The following is a 21157-nucleotide window of genomic DNA, read 5'->3' on the forward strand; positions in this document are numbered from 1 at the left end:
TACAGGCCACGTACAGCATGCCAAACCGGCAAAAGACCATGGCGGAGAGCAAAAAAAAGGCCGAGCAAAAGCTCGGCCCAAGTCCAACAGGGAGGTGAAACCGCTAGGAGTTGCCTCATTCGGCGGCTTCAATGATGCATTTAGGGGCGGTTTGTGAACGGTTCAAGGTGTTTTCATCACATTTCACGCAATGCCGATATGCCAATTGTGCATGGCTTGCGTAACTCTGGCAAAACATTGACCAAAAAGTCAAAGAATGCGGATCAGTTTGAGCCCTCGTCATCGCGCATGTTCTTGCGGTGGGCGCTGATTTCTTCTGTGATGAAATCGCGAAACACTTCGATCCGTTTGGAATGGCGCAATTCTTCGGGGTAGGCGAGGAAGACCGGCACTTCGCCACTTTCCAAATCGGGCAACACACGCACGAGATCCGGCGCGCTCTCGACCAGGTAATCAGGCAAGACGCCGATGCCCAAATGGTTGAGCACGGCCTGAAGCACGCCGAAATAGTTGTTCACAAAGAGTTTCGAACGAATGTCATGCTCATTGAGCTCCTCGACCAGCCGCGCGCCGGCGGCGACTTGATGGGCGTTTGGGTTTTGGCAAATCAAGCGATGGGTGGAGAGGTCGTCCATGGTGAGCGGTGTGCCATGTTCGGTCAGATACTCTTTGGTGGCAAACAGGCGCATGCGGATGTTCATCAGGCGTTTGCGGATCAGATCGGCCTGAGATGGCTCTTTCATTCGGATTGCCACATCAGCCTCACGCATCGGCAAATCCAACACGCGTTCTTCAAGCATCAGGTCGATCTTCAGCTCGGGATATTTGTCATACAGTTTCGAAAGGCGCGGCGCGAGCCAGAGCGTGCCAAAGCCGGTGGCGGTGGTCACACGCAATTCGCCATAGACTTCTTCTTCGCTGTCACGAATGCGCGCGGCGGCGGCGTCCAAACGTTTGGCCATGGAACGGGTGGCATCAAACAGCAACTCGCCCTGCTCGGTCAGGATCAGCCCACGGGCATGTCGGTGAAACAGGGTGGTGCCAAGGGATTCCTCAAGCGAGCGTATCTGTCGTGACACGGCCGATTGGCTCAAATGCAGGGTGTCCCCCGCATGAGTCAGCGATCCCGCGTCTGCCACGGCGTGAAAAATTCTAAGTTTGTCCCAGTCCATACCCGTCACCTGTTAAAAGACCACACCTATTTAAGTCCCACACATCTATCCTACGCTAACATAATGCGGATGTGAGGTCATTTGGGCGTTTCATTCGCGTTTTTCGCACAGATCGCAAGCGGAATGCATTGCGCTAACACAAATTGGCAGAGACGCGTGAAGGAAATGCAAACTTTTGAGGCAATGCATTGGCGGGTTCGTGCCGATTGGTCTTTGAGGGCGGGCAGGGTATAGAGTGAGACCGCGTATGGGGAGAGGCGATACGGCCATGCAAGAGCAACTGAAGCACAGCCGGGTGAAGAAATGGACCGAGCGGCAGGTGGCGCGTGATATTTCCTATGCCAGCTCGGCGGGCACGCGCACAGGACGGGTTCTGATCCGGTTGATGGAGAATGCGACGGGGCGTTTGTCTCTGATCCGGCGGGCGCGGGGGTATAGTCTTGATGTTGCCGACGGTCACGATTTTTGGGCGGTGATGGTCGAACGCTACGGTTTGGAGCTTGAGGTGCTCCATGGTGCGTTGGATGCGATCCCCACGACAGGGCCCTTGATCGTAGTGGCCAATCATCCTTACGGCATTTTGGACGGGTTGATGTTGGGGCATATCCTGTCTGTGGTGCGGGGGGATTTTCGGATTTTGGCGCATAGCGTGTTTAAACGCGCCGAAGATATTGACCGCGTGATCCTGCCTGTGTCGTTTGAAGAGACGAAAGAGGCGGTGGCACTCAATCTGGCGACGCGCAAAGCGGCGCTGTCCTATCTGGACGCAGGTGGATGTATTGGGATTTTTCCGGGTGGGACGGTCTCGACCGCGGCACGGCCAATGGGACGACCGATGGACCCGAGCTGGCGGGCCTTTACGGCAAAGATGGTGGCGAAATCCGGGGCGACGGTGGTGCCGATCTATTTTGACGGTGCCAATTCGCGGTTGTTTCAATTGGCCAGCCACCTCCACACCACCCTGCGGATGGGACTTTTGATCCGGGAATTTCGTGCCAAAATCGGCGCCCCCGTGCGGGTGTCGGTGGGCGCGCCCATTGGCTCGGAAAAATTGGCGCAATTTAAGGGGGACCCAAAAAAGTTGATGGATTTTCTGCGCGCCGAGACCTATGCCTTGTCTCCATCCCCTGTGTCAGATCCGGCTTTGGGGTATGAGTTTGAAATCAAACACGGGGCCAAACCCCGCAAAGGTCTGAAAGACCGATATTAACCAAGGGTCTAAAGGACCGGTATTGAACATGGCAGTGGGTATTTTTGACAGCGGGTTGGGTGGTCTGACGGTTTTGGATGCGGTGTCCAAGCGGTTGCCAGACGTGCCTTTTGTGTATTTCGGCGACAATGCCCACGCGCCTTACGGTGTGCGCGACGCCGATGATGTCTACAATCTGACCACGGCGGCGGTGGAGCGGCTTTGGGCGGCGGGCTGTGATTTGGTGATTCTGGCCTGTAACACCGCCTCAGCGGCGGCGCTGCGGCGGATGCAGGAAAGTTGGATTCCCTCGGACAAGCGCGTGTTGGGTGTCTTCGTGCCGCTGATCGAGGCGTTGACCGAACGGCAATGGGGCGACAATTCGCCGCCACGCGAAGTCGAAGTCAAACATGTGGCACTGTTTGCCACTCCCGCAACCGTGGCCTCGCGCGCCTTTCAACGTGAATTGGCGTTTCGTGCCATTGGCGTCGATGTCGAGGCGCAGGCATGTGGTGGTGTCGTTGATGCGATTGAAGACGGCGATATGATCCTTGCAGATGCTTTGGTCCGCTCGCATGTGGACGCGCTCAAACGCAAAATGCCGCATCCGGGGGCGGCGATTTTGGGCTGTACCCATTATCCGATGATGCAAGACGCGTTCCAAGACGCGCTGGGCGCAGATGTGAAAGTCTATTCTCAGGCCAATTTGGTGGCCGCGAGCCTTGAGGATTACCTCAAACGCCATCCAAAGATGATTGGCACCGGCACCGAGTCGTTGTTCTTGACCACGGGTGATCCGGTCAAAGTGTCGCGCGGAGCGACGCAGTTTTTGCGACGACCGGTGACGTTTCAAAAGGCGTGATCGCCAAACAGTGACCCGTATGGTGCCCCGCGCGGTCCTGTCGCAATTGCGGCGGGGCGCGTTCTTCCCTAGATTACAGGCTGACCGGGTCGTCCGGCAACCGATGCACGAAAGAGACTTTGATGACCCATAAAATCGCCATTCTGGGCGCCTCTGGCTACACAGGGGCCGAGCTTGTCCGTTTGATCGCCACCCATCCGTCTATGGAAATTGTGGCGCTGTCTGGGGATCGCAAGGCGGGCATGGCGATGGCCGACGTCTATCCGCATCTGCGGCACATGGATCTTCCGGCGCTGTGCAAGATTGAGGATATTGATTTTTCGGCTGTCGATTTGGCCTTTTGTGCGCTGCCCCATGCGACCTCTCAGGCGGTGATCAAAGAGCTGCCTGCAACGACGAAAGTGGTGGATCTGTCTGCCGATTTCCGCCTGCGTGATCCGGCTGAATATGAGAAATGGTATGGCAAACCGCACTCTGCAGTCGAATTGCAAAAAGAGGCTGTATACGGCCTGACCGAATTTTACCGCGAACAGATCAAGACGGCGCGACTTGTGGCCGGAACCGGCTGTAACGCCGCAACCGGGCAATTCATCTTGCGGCCTTTGATTGGCGCCGGGGTGATCGACCTTGATCAGATCATTTTGGATCTCAAGGTGGCGGTTTCCGGCGCTGGGCGAGCGCTGAAAGAGCATCTTTTGTTCGGCGAGCTTGAGGATAACGCCTTTGGCTATTCGGTCGGTGGCAAACATCGGCATTTGGGCGAGTTCGATCAGGAGTTTTCCCTGATTGCTGGCCGCGATGTGCGCATCCAATTCACGCCGCATCTGATCCCGGCCACGCGCGGCATCTTGGCGACCGCCTACGTGCAAGGCGAGGCGAGTGCGGTGCATTACGCGCTGGCCGACGCTTATATGAGCGAGCCGTTTATCAAAGTGTTGCCACTGGGGCAGGTGCCCGCGATGAAACACGTGCGCGGCTCGAATTTCTGTCATATTGGTGTCGCCGAGGATCGTATCCAAGGCCGGACCATTGTTATGGGCGTGATCGACAACCTGACCAAAGGGTCGTCGGGTCAGGCGATCCAAAACGCCAATTTGATGCTTGGGCTGGATGAGACTGCCGGTCTTATGAACGCGCCGATGTATCCGTAAAATTGTTCGGCAGGAGGACGCCATGGCCGGTTTGAAGAACCTGAAAAAGACCCGCCGCATTCAAGTGTTTGCGATTGCGGCCGTGGCCCTTGTGGTCTCCGTGTCGCTGATCGGCTTTGCCTTTCGCGATGGCATCAACCTGTTTCGTTCGCCGACGCAAGTGGTCGAAGACCCGCCCCGCGTGGGCGAGATTTTCCGCATCGGAGGATTGGTTGAAGAGGGCAGTTTGGTGCGCGGTGAAGGCGCCCATGTGACGTTTAGCGTGACCGACACCAATGAGACAATCCCGGTGCGGTTTGAGGGCGTTTTGCCGGATCTGTTTGGCGAAAATCAGGGCATGATCGGTACCGGAAGCCTGCAAGATGGGGTGTTTGTGGCGACTGAAATTTTGGCCAAACACGACGAGTCTTATATGCCGAAAGAGGTTGTAGACGCATTGAAAGAGCAAGGGCTTTACAAAGAGCCGGAAAGCTAAGTCTTTCTTTTCAGAAGGGGATGTTCAGAGCGAGACCCCTCTTGAATTTCCAATGTCTGTACTTTTTAATCCCCTTTATTTGAGGGGAATGTATTTTGACTGAATTATTCTTTGCGGTTGTTCTTTTGGCCGGCGTTGCCCTGATACGCCATGCAAAGAAAGAGGCGCGACGTGCCGTGCGCCGGGCGATGAGGCCGTCTGCGCCGCGTCCTCACTATAAAGTTGCTCCAAAGCCCAGCTCCTTTAAAGAAAAAACTGCACGAGAGGCATTGGAAAAGCCGATTTTACGCGGGGGGGCATATGTTATTGATGGCGACACCATTGTGATCCAGAAAACCCAGATTCGCCTCTTTGGTGTTGATGCGCCTGAAATGAACCATCCCTATGGAAAAAAGGCGAAATGGGCCTTGGTCGCGCTGTGCAAAGGGCAATCTCTTCGCGCAGAAGTGACCGATGTGGATGCCCATGGCCGCACAGTTGCGCGGTGTTACTTGCCGGATGGGCGAGACCTCTCGGCGGAAATGGTCAAGCAGGGGCTTGCGATTGATTGGCCTAAATTTTCGGGTGGACTCTACCGGCCTATGGAAGTCGCTGATGCGCGCAAAAAACTCTGGCTCGCAGATGCGCGCCAAAAAGGGCGGATGCATGTTTGGGAGCAATTCGAGGCGAAACAGACCGTGCATAAAGAGAGTGAATAGCTTTCTGTTGTCTGAATGGTGAGGTGGGTGATTTTCGTGCAAAGCATTATAAAGTAATTATAAAATCGAGCCCGCGCGCTCAAGTCCACGGGCGTTAACCTTTTTGCGCAACCTTGATCCCATCAATTGGTGGGATTGAGGCATATGAAAACAGTACAACAGATCGCAGACGAGATCATTGCCCGTGAGGGCGGATACGTCAATGACCCCGACGATCCGGGCGGGGCAACCAAATATGGCGTCACCATCGGCACGATGCGCACGCTTGGCGTCGATGTGGATGGCGATGGGCGGGTGACGACATCCGACCTGCGCAAGTTGACGCGGGTTCAGGCGCGCGACATTTTTGTCGAACATTACTTTCACCGCCCCCGCATCGACGAATTGCCGCCAGTTTTGCAAGCCAGCGTGTTTGACATGTATGTCAATTCGGGCGGCAATGCTGTGCGGATTTTGCAGCGGCTTTTGACCGATATGGGACAGAGGATCGCGGTGGACGGGCTGATTGGGCCGCAGACCATTGAGGCGGCTCATCTCGCGCAATCCTTGGCTCCGCATCATTTGGCCGACGCTTACGGCATCGCCCGGCGCAATTACTATTATGCCTTGGCGGACCGCCGCCCGACCTCGCGCAAATACGCCCGTACGCGTAGGGGCGGCAAAGGCGGCTGGATCACCCGCGCCGAGGAATTCATCTCGCCCCGCTATCACCTGACGGAGGCCGAGCATGCCGCGCGGGTGGCGTCATGGGGATAATCGGCAGGCTGTTTGAGGTGATCTTTGGCGACGGGCGTAATCTGGTCAAAGACACGGCCGAAGTGTTTTTTGAAAACACAGAGGCAGGCGCGGTGCGCGAGGCCAATAACCGCAGCTCCGCGATGCAACAATTCGCCGCCGAGTTTGCGGTCGAACGCAAGGGCGCGTTTGATCGGCTGATGGACGCGCTCAATCGCGTGCCGCGTCCGTTGATGGCTTTTGGCACCATCGGTCTCTGTGTCTCGGCGATGGTCGATCCGCTGTGGTTTGCCTCAAGGATGCAGGGGATCGCGCTGATCCCAGAGCCGCTATGGTGGCTTTTAGGCACCATCGTTTCGTTTTACTTTGGCGCTCGATATCAGGTGAAATCGCAAGAATTTCAACGCTCTGTCGCCGCCACCGTGGCGCAGGCCCCGATCGTGACGGCCAATATTGCGGCGCTCAAGGCGCTTGAGGCGGGGGCGCAGGGCCAGGGTGTTCCACCCGCGTCCTCAGCCCCCTCATGGGAGGCCAAGCCGATTTATGTGCCGGGGGCAGAGGCGACAAACCCCGCCCTTGAGGCGTGGAAAGGAGGCCGGGATGAGTGATGCGCTGATTGCCGCTGTCTCTGAGCACGGGCCATGGGTGGTGATGGTGTTTTTCCTGCTCTACCGCGATGCACAAAAAGATCAGGCGACCCGTGATGTGCTCAACAAAAACACGCAGATTCTGGTGGAAATGACCACGATGATCCGCGAACGGCTGCCGAGGGGATGACATGATGACAGATCCCTTCCGCAAAATCTGGACCAAACTGCGCAGGCTTTGGTGGGGCGAAGCCCTTGCCACGGCCCTTCGCCAAAACCGCGAGGCAGCCGACGCATTGGACGCTGTCGTCAAGGAGATGCTTGAACAATGAAACAGGTGGCAATTCTTTACGCAGCCGTTGTCGTGGCGGCGTTTTTGGCGGTGCAGACCGTCGGATATGAGCAGGCGATGTTGATCGCCTACGGGGCCATTGCCTTGATGGCGTTGCTGATCTCGGTGACGTTTCTGTGGCTCTGGCAGGTGCGCGCCACGCCTTTGGCGCTTGGCATGTCCCTGTCTTGGGCGGGGTCTGGTTTGACCATCGGGTGGTGGTGGCTGATGCAAATTGCCGGAAACCCCGATTGGGGGGCCGAAGCGGCAGCGTTGTTTTTGTTCCTCTCGCTGCTGATCTCGGGGGCTGTGCTTCACTTTTCGGTGATCCAGGGCTCGTTTGGCCTGCGCGGCCTCGCCTTTCTTTGGCCGGTATTTGGGGCATTGCTTGTCTCTCTTGGGGTCCTTTTGTTGCTTTAGCGACAAGGGGGGTGGGGAGAGACGGAAAAAGGGGCCGCTTTGGCTCCTTTTTCTTGTGCTTTGGTCGCAGGTCTTGTGGCCTTCACTTGCGACATGCGCGCGCAGCCCATTGGCGCGTCGCATACAACCGGGTAGAACAGTCTCAAAAGGGAGACGCACATGCTCGTAGAACTAGGACATTTTGCCCTCGTTATGGCCTTTGTCGTGGCCATCGCTCAAACTGTTTTGCCGCTTTGGGGCGCGCAAACGGGCAAACGAGCCTTGATGGCCGTGGGTGAACCGGCGGCTTTGGTGCAGCTTGTGCTGATTGCCTTCTCCTTTGGCGCGCTGACCTACGCATTCGTCACCTCGGATTTTTCTCTGCAAGTGGTGGTGGCCAACTCGCACACGCTCAAACCGATGCTCTACAAAGTCTCCGGCGTTTGGGGCAATCACGAAGGCTCGATGTTGCTTTGGGTGCTGATCTTGGCACTGTTCGGCGCGGCGGCGGCGCTGTTTGGCACCAACCTGCCGGACACATTGCGGGCGCGGGTTTTGGGCGTCCAAGGCTCGATTGGTTTGGCGTTTCTGGCCTTTATCCTGTTCACGTCCAATCCGTTCACCCGCTTAGAGTTTCCGCCGATGAATGGCGAAGACCTCAACCCGTTGTTGCAAGACCCGGGTCTCGCCTTTCACCCGCCGTTCCTCTACCTCGGCTATGTTGGCCTCTCGATGACCTTTTCCTTCGCCGTTGCCGCCTTGCTCGAAGGCCGTGTGGACGCCGCTTGGGGCCGCTGGGTGCGGCCTTGGACTTTGGCCGCGTGGATTTTCTTGACCATCGGCATCGGCCTTGGGTCGTGGTGGGCCTATTACGAACTCGGCTGGGGTGGTTTCTGGTTCTGGGACCCGGTCGAAAACGCGTCCTTCATGCCGTGGCTGTTTGCCGCCGCATTGCTCCATTCGGCCATCGTGGTGGAAAAACGTGAGGCGCTCAAAAGCTGGACCATTTTGCTGGCCATTTTGGCCTTTGGGTTCTCGCTCATCGGCACTTTCCTTGTGCGCTCAGGCGTCATCACCTCGGTCCATGCCTTTGCCAATGACCCCGAACGCGGCATTTTCATCCTAATGATTTTGGCCTTTTTCATGGGCGGCGCTTTGGTCCTATTTTCTTTGCGCGCCAATGTGATGAGCGCCAAGGGCGTGTTCTCCATGGTCTCGCGCGAAAGTGCTTTGGTGGTGAATAACATCCTGCTTGCCGTTGCGGCTTTGGTTGTCTTTACCGGCACAATCTGGCCTTTGGTGGCCGAAGCCTTCTGGGCGCGCAAACTCTCGGTCGGCGCGCCGTTTTTCAACGCCGCCTTCACACCGTTTTTCACCATGCTGGCCGTGGTCTTGCCCATCGGTGCGATCCTGCCGTGGAAACGCGCGCGGCTTGGGGCGGCGGTGCAAAAGCTCATCCCGGCGCTGATCTTGGCGCTCGCGGTCATGGGCCTGATCTGGTCGATGCAAACACAACGCACCTTGCTTGCGCCCATCGGTCTTGGCCTTGGCACTTGGGTCGTTGCGGGCGCCATCCAAGATATCGTTTTGAAGCTGGGCAAAAACCGCGACCTGTCGCGGCTGTTCCGTCTGCCGCGTGCTGATTGGGGGCGTCTGTTTGCCCATGGCGGCCTTGGCATCACCATTGCCGGCATCGCTGGGTTGACCGCCTGGACCGTCGAAGACATCCGCGTCGTGCAAGTTGGTGAAACCTTTGATGTTGCGGGCTTTACCATCACGCTTGATGCGGTTGAGCGCGGGCAGGGGCCGAATTACATCACCACCATGGCCACCATGTCAGTGTTTGAAGGCACCCAAAAAGTCGCCACGCTGCACCCCGAAAAACGCTCCTATCCGGTGGCGCAAATGCCGACCACCGAGGCGGGCATCGACAACGGCTTTTTGCGGGACGTTTATCTGGTGATTGGCGATGTGCAAACCAACGGCGGCTGGGCCGTGCGCACCTATATCAAACCGCTGGCCAACTGGATTTGGGGCGGCACTTTGATCATGGCCTTTGGCGGGGGTCTTTCCCTCACGGATCGTCGCTACCGGGTGGCTGCGGGCGCGCGCAAATCGGCCGCCTCGGCCCCAAAAGGGGTGCCTGCCGAATGAAACGCCTGATCTTTGCCCTCACGCTGCTTCTCGCCACGCCGCTCTACGCGGTCCAGCCTGACGAGGTTCTGCCCGATCCGGTGATGGAATCGCGCGCGCGGGAGATTTCTCAAGGGCTGCGCTGCCTTGTCTGTCGCAATGAAAACATTGATGAGAGTAACGCGACCTTGGCCAAAGACCTGAGGCTTTTGGTCCGCGAACGCCTTGTGGCGGGGGACACGAATGACCAAACCGTGGCCTATATCGTCGATCGTTACGGCGAATATGTGCTGTTGAAGCCGACGCTGACCGGGGCCAACAAATTGCTCTGGATTGCAGGACCTGCCATGTTGATCATCGCGCTTGGCATTGGGTTTGGCTTTCTGCGGCGTCGGCAATCGGAACCCGAACAATCCGAGCTGACCGAGGACGAAGAAAAGCGGCTACAGGCGCTTTTAAACGACTAAAGCCGCGATCTGTACCGTGATCCAAATACTGCAACCCCGCCGCTTGCCACAGCACGGCGGGGTTTTGTATACCCGTATCACGGTCCGCAGTTCACCGAGTCGCTGTCGTTTCCACATGGAAATACGCTGAACCTGTTTAAGCCTTTGACCACCTCCGGTTTCCCGCGCGTCTTCAGCGTGGCAAGGACAGCTCCCGCACGATGTAACAGACGCGATCAACGGAGAGAACCGATGACTCGTGACGTGATTTCACTCACCCTTCCCGACGTGTCCGCCTTTGCGCGCGCCCTTAAATCCGAGCTGGGCGCCGCCGCCCCGCCGCATCAATCGGTGTTAAATACGATTGCCCGCGCTGGTGGTTATCGCAATTTTCAACATCTCAAAGCCACGCAAGCCGGTGCGGCTCTTATTCAGGCCGCCGAAGGCCGCGCCGTCTCCCGAGCGTTGTCGCGCTTTGATGAGACCGGGCGGTTGACCGCGTGGCCGACCAAACGCAAAGTCCGTCAACATGGGCTTTGGGCGCTTTGGGCGCAGCTTCCCCCGCGCCACGTGTTCTCCGAACGCGAGATTTCCGATCTGTTTGACACGATGACGACCTTTCGCGATGCCGCCCAAATTCGCCGCTCTTTGATAGAAGACGGTCTTTTGGAACGCAATCGCGATGGCTCGCGCTACATCCGCCTTGAAGTGCGCCCCGATGAAACCGCTTTGGCGCTCATCCGCGCCGTGATGCGCAGGCGTCAGGCCACCGCCGAGGGGCCGGATCGAAGGTCTGCACCGCTTGATCTTTAACAGGGCGCCAGTCACGAAACTCGCGCGATGACGGAGCGTCTCTCTTTCTTTTGCCCCCACGATGCCTATCTTGGTGACAACCAATCAGGGAGAGAGACGTTCATGCAGTACGACACAATTCGCTTTGAGCAGGCGGGCGACATGGCCGTCGTCACCCTCAATCGCCCCGAGGTGATGAATGCGCTCAACACTCAGATGCGCGCGGAAATCACCCATGCGGTGCGCGATGCTGCCAAATCGGCGCGGGTGATTGTGTTGACCGGGGTCGGGCGCGCCTTTTGTTCCGGCCAGGATTTGGGCGATGGGGTCAATGCCGCCACCGCCGATCTGGAACGCACCCTGCGCGACGAATACGAGCCGATGCTTCATGCCATTCACGACAGCCCGGTGCCCACCATCGCCGCCGTCAATGGGGCAGCGGCGGGGGCAGGGGCGTCTTTGGCGCTGGCCTGTGATGTGGTGATCGCCAGCCAATCCGCCGTGTTTGTTCAGGCGTTTTCGCGCATCGGTCTGATCCCGGATGCGGGGGGCACCTATGCCTTGCCGCGTCTTGTCGGGCTGTCCCGCGCCATGGGGGCGTCGCTTTTTGCCGATGAAATTTCGGCGGCTCAGGCGGTGCAATGGGGGATGATCTACGAGGCGGTGCCCGATGCGGATTTTGAGGCTCATTGGCGGGCGCGGGCCGGGTATCTGGCCAAGGGCCCAACCGTGGCTTACCGCCACCTCAAAGAGGCTCTACACGCCTCTTATGACAACACTCTGGCCGAGCAATTGACCCTTGAGGCCAAGTTGCAAAACCAGTGCGGTCAGACCCGCGATTTCAAAGAGGGTGTCATCGCCTTTTTGGAAAAACGCAAACCTCAATACGAGGGGCGCTAAGCCTCAATCGTCTTGCACCGCCGCGATCACCGTGGCCATCACCGTGGCCATCACCGTGGCCATCAACAGGGACAAGGCCTCGCGGTCTTTTTGCGTCAGCCTGCGTGTGGCCGTGTCATTGACCTGATCTGACCTGCGCGCGCGTCGCTCTGATGGGCGCGGAGGCTTGCGGTTGTCGCGGCGGGGCGTGGCGGATTGATGCGTTCGCGATGAAAACAAAAAACCCGCCCAAAAGGGCGGGTTTTACATGTTGCGTGATGACGCGTGCTTAGCCGCGGTCTTCGACGTTCACATAGGGGCGCTCGGTTGCGCCGGTGTAAAGCTGACGCGGACGACCGATTTTCATTGCCGGATCTTCGATCATCTCTTTCCACTGCGAAATCCAACCGACGGTGCGCGACAGCGCGAAGATCGGGGTGAACATCGCGGTCGGGAAGCCCATGGCCTCCAAGATGATGCCGGAGTAGAAATCGACATTCGGGAACAGTTTTTTGTCATGGAAATACGGATCGGCAAGTGCTTGTTTCTCAAGCTCTTTTGCCACCTGAAGTGTCGGGTTGTTTTCAACACCCAAGAGTTCCAAAACCTCGTCGGCGGACTGTTTCATCACGGTCGCGCGCGGATCGAAGTTTTTGTAAACGCGGTGACCAAAGCCCATCAGGCGGAACGGATCATTCTTGTCCTTGGCGCGGGCGATGTATTCCGGGATACGGTCCACGGAGCCAATTTCGCGCAGCATTTCAAGACAGGCTTGGTTCGCACCACCATGCGCCGGCCCCCAAAGACAGGCGATGCCCGCGGCGATACAGGCGAACGGGTTGGCACCCGAAGAGGAGGCCAAGCGCACGGTCGAGGTCGAGGCGTTTTGTTCGTGGTCGGCGTGCAGCGTAAAGATCCGGTCCATGGCGCGGGCCAGAATCGGGTTCACCACATATTCTTCGGCAGGCACCGAGAAACACATGTTCAAGAAGTTGGAGGCGTAATCCAAATCGTTACGCGGGTAGACCATCGGCTGACCGATTGTGTATTTATAGGCCATCGCCGCAATGGTCGGCATTTTCGCCAACAAACGGATGGTCGCCACTTCGCGCTGATGCGCATCGGCAATGTCGATCGAGTCGTGGTAGAACGCCGACATGGCGCCAACAACACCGACCATAATGGCCATCGGATGCGCGTCACGACGGAAGCCGGTAAAGAATTTGTGCATCTGCTCATGCACCATGGTGTGGCGGGTCACCAGCGCTTCGAAGTCTTCCATCTCTTTCGCGGTCGGCAGGGCCCCGTAAAGCAACAGGTAGCACACTTCGAGGAAATGCGATTTTTCGGCCAGCTCACCGATGGTGTAACCGCGGTGCAAAAGAACGCCTTCGTCGCCGTCAATAAAGGTGATGGCGCTGTCGCAGGCGGCGGTGGAGGTAAAGCCCGGATCGTACGTGAAAACACCGGCCTGGCCGTAGAGTTTTCGGATGTCGATCACGTCAGGCCCCACGGTGGGCGAATAAATCGGAAGATCGAAAGTCTTGCCGTCAAGCGTCAGGGTCGCGGTCTTTTGAGTGTCTGCCATGGTCGTTCCTTCGGTTGGCAACGGTGCCCTTATGGTCTGGGGTGCAGACGACAATAGGGCCGTTGGTGATCAGGCGAGCGCCCGAGACATCTCTCGGGCACCGTCTTCGCGCGGGAACCTCATATCAGGTCCCAATTCCGATCCCGCGGGGGAGGTGTTCGTCACATCCGTTCAACACAGACGCACTGCCTCGCCCTGGGGCAGCCAAAGCCCGGTCGGCTTTGGCGTGAAATCTCTTGTGACCGTCACAAATACTTTCGGTCACCACATGCCAAAAGCGCACTCAGATCAGGCAGTCTTTCGGCCAAACCAACCATGCCCATCTCTTATGCAGGCGCAGTTGCAATAAAATCTTCGATCCGGGCGAGGCTTTCGTCACGGCCCAAAACCACCATCATATCAAGCACGCTTGGGGTTGCGGCACGGCCAGCGAGGGCGGATCTCAAAGGCCCGGCCACTTTGCCAAACCCGATCTCTTGCGCCTCCATCACCCGGCCGACAGCCTCCTCCAATGCGTCGCGCTCCCAGCTAACACTTTGCAGGTGCGGCGTCAATTCTCTCAGTATACCGTTGGATACAGAACCCACCAGTTTTTGCGCCTTTTCATCCATCGAAACCGGACGATCCACCAAAGCAAACCGTGCCTTTTCAATAAGTTGTGGATAGGTCTTGGCCGTCCCTTTGAGAAATGGCAAAGACGCCAAAAGCCGCGTTTCCTGCGCATCCGTCAATTTTGTCTCACCCGCAGCGACAAGATAGCCGGTGATTTCGCCCAAGATTTCGGCATCTTCCATCACCGCAAGATGCTGACCACAGATATTTTCAAGTTTTTTGGTATCAAATCGCGCCGGAGCCTTATTGATTCCATCGAGTTCAAACCACTCTTGCGCCTGCGCATCGGTGAAAAACTCGTCGTCGCCATGGCTCCATCCCAGCCGCGCCAAATAGTTGCGCATCCCGGCGGCGGGGTAACCCATGGCCTGATATTCCTTGACCCCGGTCGCGCCGTGGCGTTTCGACATTTTCTTGCCATCTGGCCCAAAAATCAAAGGGATATGGGCATAGACCGGCAGGGGCCAGCCCATTGCTGTATAGATCGTCATCTGGCGTGCAGCGTTGCTCAGGTGGTCATCTCCACGGATCACATGGGTCACCCCCATGTCGTGATCATCGACGACCACGGCCAACATATAGGTTGGTGTCCCATCCGAACGTAACACGATCATGTCATCGAGCAACTCGTTCTTGAACGTCACGTCACCTTGCACTGCATCTTTCACCACGGTGACGCCCTCGCGCGGCGCTTTCATGCGGATCACATAGGGCGCATCAGGGTAGGTTCTTGGGTCCGCGTCGCGCCACGGGCTGCGGTAGAGCGTGGATGTGCCCGTCGCCCGTGCCGCCTCGCGAAAGGCTTCGATCTCCTCTTGCGTGGCGAAACATTTATAGGCGGTGCCTGCCGCCAACATCTGATGCGCCACCTCGGCGTGGCGCGGCGCCTGTTCAAACTGGCTCACCGCTTCGCCATCATAGTCCAAGCCAAGCCACGCCATCCCATCCAAAATGCCCTGGGTTGCCTCAGGCGTGGATCGCGCTCGATCTGTGTCCTCGATCCGCATCAAAAACGTGCCGCCATGGCCGCGCGCAAACAGCCAGTTGAACAGCGCAGTGCGGGCGGTGCCAATGTGCATGTCGCCGGTGGGCGAGGGGGCGATGCGGGTGACGACAGGAGAGATTTTGGCAGATACGGAAGAGGTGGCGGACATGCGAGAATTAACCCTTTGGTAACCAAGATTGCGCCATGATGGCAGACAGGTGTTGAGCACGGAATAAGGGAACGGGGATAGGGAAACAAGGGTGCGCCTCTTCACGCTCATTGCACAGGCCCCTCTCGATATCGTCGATGCGCAACGCGGGCGGCTTTTCCTGTGGCTGCCGGTGTGTTTCGGCATCGGTATTGGTGTGTTTTTCGCCCAGCCTCTGGAACCCTCCGTCGCGCTGCTGCGCATGATCCTTGCCGGGGTCATCCTGGGCCTTTTGACCCTGATCAAAACCCCGCCGCGCGCCGCCCCTGTGTTGATCGCGGTGCTCACCATCGCGTTGGGCTTTCTCGCCACTGGCCTGCGCACCCATATGGTGTCTGAACCAGTGCTGAGCTTTCGCTATTACGGCCCGGTCGAGGGGCGGGTGGTCCACATTGACCGCTCTGCCTCCGATGCCCTGCGCCTGACCTTGGATCAGGTCACGTTGCGAAATTTTGCCCCGGACCGTACGCCGCATAAGGTGCGTATTTCGCTGTATGGCGACCAAGGTTTCGTCACTCCCGAACCCGGCATGCGCCTTGCGCTCACCGCCCATTTGTCGCCGCCCTCCGGCCCCTCGGAACCCGGCGCGTTTGAGTTTCAACGTATGGCTTGGTTCGACAAATTGGGGGCGGTCGGTTACACGCGCGTGCCCAGCCTGCGCATCGCTGACACCGATCGCTCGCTCACGCTGTGGGTCCATCGCCTGCGACAAACCTTGTCCTTTGCACTCCAATCCCAAATCCCCGGCCAACCCGGCGCGTTTGCCGCCGCCATCCTCACCGGCGACCGCTCCGGCATCACCTTGGACACCGCCGAAGCCTTGCGCGGCGCCAATCTTTCGCATCTTCTGGCGATTTCCGGCCTGCATATGGGGCTTTTGACCGGGTCTGTGTTCTTTGCCCTGCGTTTGTGTCTTGCCATGGTGCCCGGCGCCGCGCTGGCATGGCCGCTCAAAAAAATCGCCGCTTGGGGCGCATTGGCCGCAGGCCTGTTTTACCTCGCGCTCTCCGGCTTTAATGTCGCCACCGAACGCGCCTTTGTCATGGTCTCGGTCATGCTCGTCGCCGTGCTTCTGGATCGCCAAGCCATCTCTTTGCGCGCGGTTGCCATCGCCGCGCTGATCATCCTCGTGCTGCGTCCCGAAGTCCTGCCTGAACCCGGATTTCAAATGTCCTTCGCCGCCACAACCGCCCTTGTGGCCGTGTTCACCATCGTGCGTCGATTGCGGTTGATGTCGGGCTGGCCCAATTGGTTGCGCGGGATGGCCACGGTGGTGCTCTCATCTGCCGTCGCGGGCATCGCCACCGCCCCCGTCGCCGCCGCGCATTTCAACCGCATCGCGGATTTCGGGCTTTTGGCCAATGTGATTTCCGTGCCGATGATGGGTGCGGTGATCATGCCCGCCGCCATCCTTGCGCTATTGCTGACGCCGTTCGGGCTTCAGGGCCTCGCGCTTGCGATCATGGGCGGTGGCATCCGTTGGATTTTGGCCGTGGCTCATACGGTGTCGGGCTGGGACGGGGCAGTCAGTCGCCTTGCCGCCCCGCCGCCCGAGACCTTGCCGCTCATCGCTCTTGGCGGGATTTTCGTCATCCTCTGGCGCGGACGCGGCCAGATTTTGGGGGTCTTGCCTGTCATGGCCGGGTTTCTACTCTGGTCTATGGCAGACCGCCCGGCGCTTTTGATCTCCGAGGATGGCAGTCTGATTGGCCGGATGGGGGCTGAGGGGCGGGTGCTGAATAAACCGAAAGGCGCGGGCTTTGTCGCCTCTGTTTGGTTGGAGAATGACGGCGATTTTGCCGATCAACTCACAGCCGCGGCGCGGGACATGCCGGTTTTGGACCTGCCTGGCCTGAGCATCGCCCATGTCAGCGGACGGGGGTGGCAAGACGCCACGCGCAGGGCCTGTGCCAGTCATGATTTTGTGGTGATCAACCAGGTTTGGGACGGGCCTATGCCCGAGGGGTGTCTTTTGGTGGATGTCGGCTTCCTTCGTCAAAGCGGCGCTGTGGCGCTCTCGCCTCTGGGGGATGCGGTGGAGATGCGCACGGCCTATGCCGCCTCTGGCGTACGGCTTTGGAACACGCCCGCTTTGCGTGGCGCGCATCCGCGCGAGGCGCGTTCGGCCCGCGATGCATTGCCGCCCATGGTTTTGGGAACGCGCTTTGCCCCCGATGTGGTGCGTTTGGCGAGGGGCAATAAACACGACTGAAACGACAAACAGGACGGAAACAACATCACAAAAAACCGCCGCCAAAAGCAACTTTGGCGGCGGTTTCAAAGCTACGAAAAGGTGGGGTCAGTAGCTGCGGATCAGACCCACAAGTTTGCCCTGTACTTCGACCTGATGGGCGGGCAGGACGCGGGTTTCAAAGGCCGGGTTTGCCGCCTCCAACGCCACCATGTCGCCTTGACGTTTGTAGCGTTTCAGCGTGGTTTCATAGCCTTCGACCATCGCCACCACAATATCGCCATTGGTGGCACTTGATGTTTCGCGGATGACCACAATGTCACCGTGGTTGATCCCCGCCTCAATCATGGATTCGCCTTTGACTTCAAGCGCGTAGTGATTGCCGCGCCCCGACAACATGGACCCGGGAACGGCCACGTTCACCGCCCCGTCAGAGACCGCTTCAATCGGCACGCCAGCGGCGATTTTGCCCATGATCGGCAAGTTGATCGCGGTGACGACCTCCACATCCATGGCATGGCTCGGTGGCAGGGTGTTGGGACGGTCGCCATCAATCACCCGCGGGGCAAACCCGGCGGAGGTCGGCGCCGTTGATGGCCCGCCCATGGATTCGGGCAGTTTCACGATCTCAATGGCGCGGGCGCGGTGGGCGAGGCGGCGGATAAATCCACGCTCTTCCAAGGCGGTGATCAGGCGGTGAATGCCCGATTTCGAGCGCAGATCCAGCGCCTCTTTCATTTCGTCAAAGGAGGGCGGCACACCGTCCTTGTGCATCCGTGTGTTGATAAATTCCAACAGCTGAAGTTGTTTGCGTGTCAGCATCTGCTCGGTCCTCTTCCCCGGTTCGGGATCGTTTGGTCCCGACTGGATCGGGCCGTGTGGCACGGCATCCCCCGAAAGCGTTTTGACCCAATGCACCGGCACAGGCGCTATGGCACCCGAAATCCGCATCTTTGATCGGTCATCACGCCCAATCTGACCCTTTTGGCCAAAAGCGACAGGTCCGCCATTGTCCGCAAGCCCCCAGATGGGTTTTGCACTATGTTCTGACAATGTTCTATCGCTGTTCCCGAAATGTGTCAATGTCCCTCTCCTTTTGGATCGTGAGGCTTTTGGGCCTGTTGATCGTAGAAGAGGGGAGCTTGGTTAATTCAGGGTTAAAACGCGCGGTGGATCAGGAAAATTTTATGAAAAGGCGTCACAGTGACATGCGGCATGCACAAGGTGCGCCCTTCACAGCGCAATATAGTCGACGATCTCGCCCGCCATGCGTGCCGGGTCAAGCGGCGGACGGACCAAAAGCACATTGGCCGAGGACAGGATCGACATCAACGAACTGTCTTGGCGCTCAAAGGGGCGAACGCCGCCGGTCTCAAGCCGGGCGCGCATATAATGGGCGCGCGGGCCGTTGGCGGAAATACCCTGTAAAAGTGGGGCTTTATGGCGCGGAGCCGGGGCGGCGGGCAGGCCTTGAAGGGCGTGCAGAGCCGGGATCAGAAACAGTTTGGCGGTGACCAGTGAGGAGACCGGATTGCCGGGCAGACCAATCATCACGGCCCCCTGTAACTGCCCCGCCATCAAAGGTTTTCCGGGCCGCATGGCGACTTTGTAAAACGCCCGATCCAGCCCCATGTCCGCGGCGACTTTACCGACCAAATCATGATCGCCCACCGACGCCCCGCCGATGGTGACGATCACATCCGCACCCTGCGCCAACTCAAAAGTGGCACGGAGCGCGGTTTCATTGTCAGGTGCGATGGGCAACATCCGTGCAATGCCGCCCGCCTCTTCGATCATCGCGGCCAAGCCGAAAGAATTGGAGGCGATGATTTGCGACGGTCCCGGTGTCTCGCCCGGCATGACCAATTCGTCGCCTGTGGCGATCAGGGCCACGATAGGCGCGCGGCTGACGCGGACCTCGGGAATGTTCATCGCGGCCAAAAGTGCCACATCCTGTGCGCTCAGGCGACGCGGGGCCGTGACCCGGTCACCGACGCGAAAATCCCCGCCGAGGGGGCGGATGTTGGTGTTCTCGGATAAGGTCTCGGTCACGGTGATGACATCGCCGTCGCGCGTCACGTCCTCTTGGATGATCACGCGGGTGACGCCCATCGGCACAGGCGCGCCGGTGAAAATGCGCACAGCGCAGCCTTTGAGCAGTGCGCCGTCAAACCCGTGACCTGCGGCGGCCTCGCCGACAACGGTGAATTGCGCGCCCACGGGCACATCAAGATCCAACACCCCGTAGCCATCCATCGCCGAAGAGGCAAAAGGCGGCTGATCGCGTTTGGCCACGGCATCTTCGGCCAAGACCCGGCCATGAGCGTGGCGCAGTGGCACGGTTTCCAGCGCAAGCGGGCGGCACAGGGCAAAGACTTTGTCGAGCGCCTCGGCGACCGAAATCATTGATCCGCCTCATACACCCCGGATTTTCCGCCCTCTTTGCGCAGCAAGCGGGTGGGGCCGATTGCCATGCCTTTCTCGGCGGCTTTGAGCATGTCATAGATGGTCAGGGCGGCGATAGAGGCGGCGGTGAGCGCTTCCATTTCCACGCCGGTTTGACTCGATGTTTTCACCGTGGCACGGATGCGCACGCCGGGGAGGGTCTCGTCGGGGTCCAAATCCAAGGTCACTTTGGTGATCGGCAAAGGATGGCACAAAGGGATCAGATCAGAGGTTTTTTTCGCCCCCATAATGCCCGCCAGCCGCGCCACACCCAACACATCGCCCTTTTTCGCCGTGCCCTGAGTGACCAAGGCCAAAGTCTCTGGCGTCATCGTGATTGAGGATTCCGCAACGGCCAAGCGATCCGTCACCGCCTTGCCGGACACATCGACCATATGGGCGTTGCCGCCGTCGTCGAAATGGGTGAGATCGGCCATGGGAGCCTCCGTTACAGCGTGTTTGGGACTGGATTGGCCAAAAGCGCGCGGGTCGCGGCCTCGACATCGTCTTGCCGCATCAGGCTTTCACCGATGAGGAACGTGCGCGCGCCATATCCCGCCATGTCGGCCAAATCTTCGGGGGTGAACAACCCGCTTTCGCAGACCAAAATGCGTTCGGGAGGAGCGCGTTTGGAAAGGACACGTGTGGTGTCCAGCGTGGTCTCAAAGGTCTTGAGATTGCGGTTGTTGATGCCCAAAAGCGGCGATTTCAACACCTGAGCGCGCTCCAATTCCTCGGCGTCATGCACCTCGACCAACACATCCATGCCCCAGCCAAAGGCCGCATCTTCCAACTCGACCGCTTGGGCATCCGACACGGAGGCCATGATGATCAGGATCGCATCAGCGCCCCACGCGCGGGCCTCGGTGATCTGATACGGGTCATACATGAAATCTTTGCGCAAGACGGGCAGGGAGACCGCCGCGCGCGCTTGCACCAAAAATTCCGGCGCGCCTTGGAAAGACGGCGTGTCGGTCAGCACTGACAGGCAGGTCGCGCCACCCGCCTCATAGGCGCGCGCAATGCGGGGCGGATCGAAATCCGGCCGAATGAGGCCCTTGGAGGGGGAGGCCTTTTTGACCTCCGCAATCAACCCATAGCCGGTTGTCGCGGCCTGTTGCAGCGCCTTGGCAAAGCCGCGCACGGGGCTTTGGACCTTGGCTGTCGCCTCCACCTCTGAGAGCGGCACGGCGATCTTTGCCGCGGCCACCTCTTCGAGTTTATAGGCTTTGATTTTATCGAGTACGGTTGCCATGGGGCTGAAATACCTTGGGTTGGG

The 21157-nt window shown here is 58.8% G+C and carries 23 protein-coding genes; 15 read left to right on the forward strand and 8 right to left on the reverse strand.

What is annotated here, in order from left to right:
* Positions 1 to 263: 263 nt before the first annotated feature.
* Entirely contained in the window at positions 264 to 1172 is a 909-nt protein-coding gene (locus DA792_RS05120; RefSeq protein ID WP_107718677.1) for a LysR family transcriptional regulator, read from the reverse strand.
* A gap of 268 nt (positions 1173 to 1440) precedes the next feature.
* Here DA792_RS05120 and DA792_RS05125 point away from each other — a divergent pair, with 268 nt between their 5' ends.
* The 14 genes from DA792_RS05125 (at position 1441) to DA792_RS05180 (ending at position 11870) form a co-directional block, all read left to right on the forward strand.
* Entirely contained in the window at positions 1441 to 2382 is a 942-nt protein-coding gene (locus tag DA792_RS05125) for a lysophospholipid acyltransferase family protein (RefSeq protein ID WP_107718679.1), read from the forward strand.
* Positions 2383 to 2410: 28 nt separating this feature from the next.
* Positions 2411 to 3223: a glutamate racemase gene (locus tag DA792_RS05130; protein ID WP_107718681.1), complete on the forward strand. Its 813-nt coding sequence runs from the start codon at positions 2411 to 2413 to the stop codon at positions 3221 to 3223.
* Positions 3224 to 3345: 122 nt separating this feature from the next.
* Positions 3346 to 4374 carry an N-acetyl-gamma-glutamyl-phosphate reductase gene (gene argC / locus DA792_RS05135; protein WP_107718683.1) on the forward strand — a complete coding sequence of 343 codons (1029 nt, stop codon included), beginning with the start codon at positions 3346 to 3348 and terminating at the stop codon, positions 4372 to 4374.
* Between the two features lie 31 nt (positions 4375 to 4405).
* The gene (ccmE, locus tag DA792_RS05140; protein ID WP_199908171.1) at positions 4406 to 4849 is read left to right on the forward strand and encodes a cytochrome c maturation protein CcmE; all 444 of its coding nucleotides are present in this window, start codon (positions 4406 to 4408) and stop codon (positions 4847 to 4849) included.
* Positions 4850 to 4944: 95 nt separating this feature from the next.
* Positions 4945 to 5547: a thermonuclease family protein gene (locus DA792_RS05145; RefSeq protein ID WP_254679358.1), complete on the forward strand. Its 603-nt coding sequence runs from the start codon at positions 4945 to 4947 to the stop codon at positions 5545 to 5547.
* A 144-nt stretch (positions 5548 to 5691) separates the two neighbouring features.
* Positions 5692 to 6303 carry a holin-associated N-acetylmuramidase gene (locus DA792_RS05150; RefSeq protein ID WP_107718687.1) on the forward strand — a complete coding sequence of 204 codons (612 nt, stop codon included), beginning with the start codon at positions 5692 to 5694 and terminating at the stop codon, positions 6301 to 6303.
* The gene (locus DA792_RS05155) at positions 6294 to 6890 is read left to right on the forward strand and encodes a holin family protein (RefSeq protein ID WP_107718689.1); all 597 of its coding nucleotides are present in this window, start codon (positions 6294 to 6296) and stop codon (positions 6888 to 6890) included. Before DA792_RS05150 ends, DA792_RS05155 begins: the two co-directional genes overlap by 10 nt.
* Positions 6883 to 7059: a hypothetical protein gene (locus DA792_RS22415; RefSeq protein WP_199908118.1), complete on the forward strand. Its 177-nt coding sequence runs from the start codon at positions 6883 to 6885 to the stop codon at positions 7057 to 7059. Before DA792_RS05155 ends, DA792_RS22415 begins: the two co-directional genes overlap by 8 nt.
* A 1-nt stretch (position 7060) precedes the next feature.
* A complete protein-coding gene (locus tag DA792_RS22165; RefSeq protein WP_159075172.1) occupies positions 7061 to 7201 on the forward strand; it encodes a hypothetical protein in 141 nt (46 codons plus the stop codon).
* Positions 7198 to 7620 carry a hypothetical protein gene (locus DA792_RS05160; protein ID WP_107718691.1) on the forward strand — a complete coding sequence of 141 codons (423 nt, stop codon included), beginning with the start codon at positions 7198 to 7200 and terminating at the stop codon, positions 7618 to 7620. The genes DA792_RS22165 and DA792_RS05160 overlap by 4 nt, the downstream gene beginning before the upstream one ends.
* A 159-nt stretch (positions 7621 to 7779) precedes the next feature.
* On the forward strand, positions 7780 to 9753 hold the full coding sequence (locus tag DA792_RS05165; RefSeq protein ID WP_107718693.1) for a heme lyase CcmF/NrfE family subunit: 1974 nt from the start codon (positions 7780 to 7782) through the stop codon (positions 9751 to 9753).
* A complete protein-coding gene (locus tag DA792_RS05170) occupies positions 9750 to 10199 on the forward strand; it encodes a cytochrome c-type biogenesis protein (RefSeq protein WP_107718694.1) in 450 nt (149 codons plus the stop codon). Before DA792_RS05165 ends, DA792_RS05170 begins: the two co-directional genes overlap by 4 nt.
* Before the next feature lie 231 nt (positions 10200 to 10430).
* Positions 10431 to 10991 (forward strand): DUF2087 domain-containing protein, encoded by a 561-nt coding sequence (locus tag DA792_RS05175; RefSeq protein ID WP_107718695.1) that lies wholly within the window; start codon positions 10431 to 10433, stop codon positions 10989 to 10991.
* Between the two features lie 102 nt (positions 10992 to 11093).
* Positions 11094 to 11870, forward strand: a complete 777-nt coding sequence (locus DA792_RS05180) for an enoyl-CoA hydratase-related protein (protein WP_107718697.1) — start codon at positions 11094 to 11096, stop codon at positions 11868 to 11870.
* A gap of 3 nt (positions 11871 to 11873) precedes the next feature.
* Here DA792_RS05180 and DA792_RS05185 read toward each other — a convergent pair whose 3' ends face one another.
* The 3 genes from DA792_RS05185 to gltX form a co-directional block, all read right to left on the reverse strand.
* Complete coding sequence (locus DA792_RS05185; RefSeq protein WP_107718700.1) at positions 11874 to 12089, reverse strand: hypothetical protein; 216 nt, start codon at positions 12087 to 12089, stop codon at positions 11874 to 11876.
* A gap of 49 nt (positions 12090 to 12138) precedes the next feature.
* Positions 12139 to 13437 carry a citrate synthase gene (gltA, locus tag DA792_RS05190; protein WP_107718702.1) on the reverse strand — a complete coding sequence of 433 codons (1299 nt, stop codon included), beginning with the start codon at positions 13435 to 13437 and terminating at the stop codon, positions 12139 to 12141.
* 326 nt (positions 13438 to 13763) lie between these two features.
* Positions 13764 to 15203 (reverse strand): glutamate--tRNA ligase, encoded by a 1440-nt coding sequence (gene gltX / locus DA792_RS05195; protein ID WP_107718703.1) that lies wholly within the window; start codon positions 15201 to 15203, stop codon positions 13764 to 13766.
* A gap of 91 nt (positions 15204 to 15294) precedes the next feature.
* Here gltX and DA792_RS05200 point away from each other — a divergent pair, with 91 nt between their 5' ends.
* Positions 15295 to 17454 carry a ComEC/Rec2 family competence protein gene (locus DA792_RS05200; protein WP_107718705.1) on the forward strand — a complete coding sequence of 720 codons (2160 nt, stop codon included), beginning with the start codon at positions 15295 to 15297 and terminating at the stop codon, positions 17452 to 17454.
* Between the two features lie 87 nt (positions 17455 to 17541).
* Here DA792_RS05200 and lexA read toward each other — a convergent pair whose 3' ends face one another.
* The 4 genes from lexA to trpC form a co-directional block, all read right to left on the reverse strand.
* Positions 17542 to 18255, reverse strand: coding sequence for a transcriptional repressor LexA (lexA, locus tag DA792_RS05205; RefSeq protein ID WP_107722567.1), 714 nt, complete (start codon positions 18253 to 18255; stop codon positions 17542 to 17544).
* A gap of 411 nt (positions 18256 to 18666) precedes the next feature.
* Entirely contained in the window at positions 18667 to 19839 is a 1173-nt protein-coding gene (locus DA792_RS05210; RefSeq protein WP_107718707.1) for a molybdopterin molybdotransferase MoeA, read from the reverse strand.
* Positions 19836 to 20315: a cyclic pyranopterin monophosphate synthase MoaC gene (moaC, locus tag DA792_RS05215; protein WP_107718709.1), complete on the reverse strand. Its 480-nt coding sequence runs from the start codon at positions 20313 to 20315 to the stop codon at positions 19836 to 19838. Before moaC ends, DA792_RS05210 begins: the two co-directional genes overlap by 4 nt.
* Before the next feature lie 11 nt (positions 20316 to 20326).
* Entirely contained in the window at positions 20327 to 21133 is an 807-nt protein-coding gene (trpC, locus tag DA792_RS05220; RefSeq protein ID WP_107718711.1) for an indole-3-glycerol phosphate synthase TrpC, read from the reverse strand.
* Between the last annotated feature and the right edge of the window lie 24 nt (positions 21134 to 21157).

The organism is Celeribacter baekdonensis, from assembly GCF_003047105.1.
GTDB classification, from domain to species: Bacteria; Pseudomonadota; Alphaproteobacteria; order Rhodobacterales; family Rhodobacteraceae; genus Celeribacter; species Celeribacter baekdonensis_B.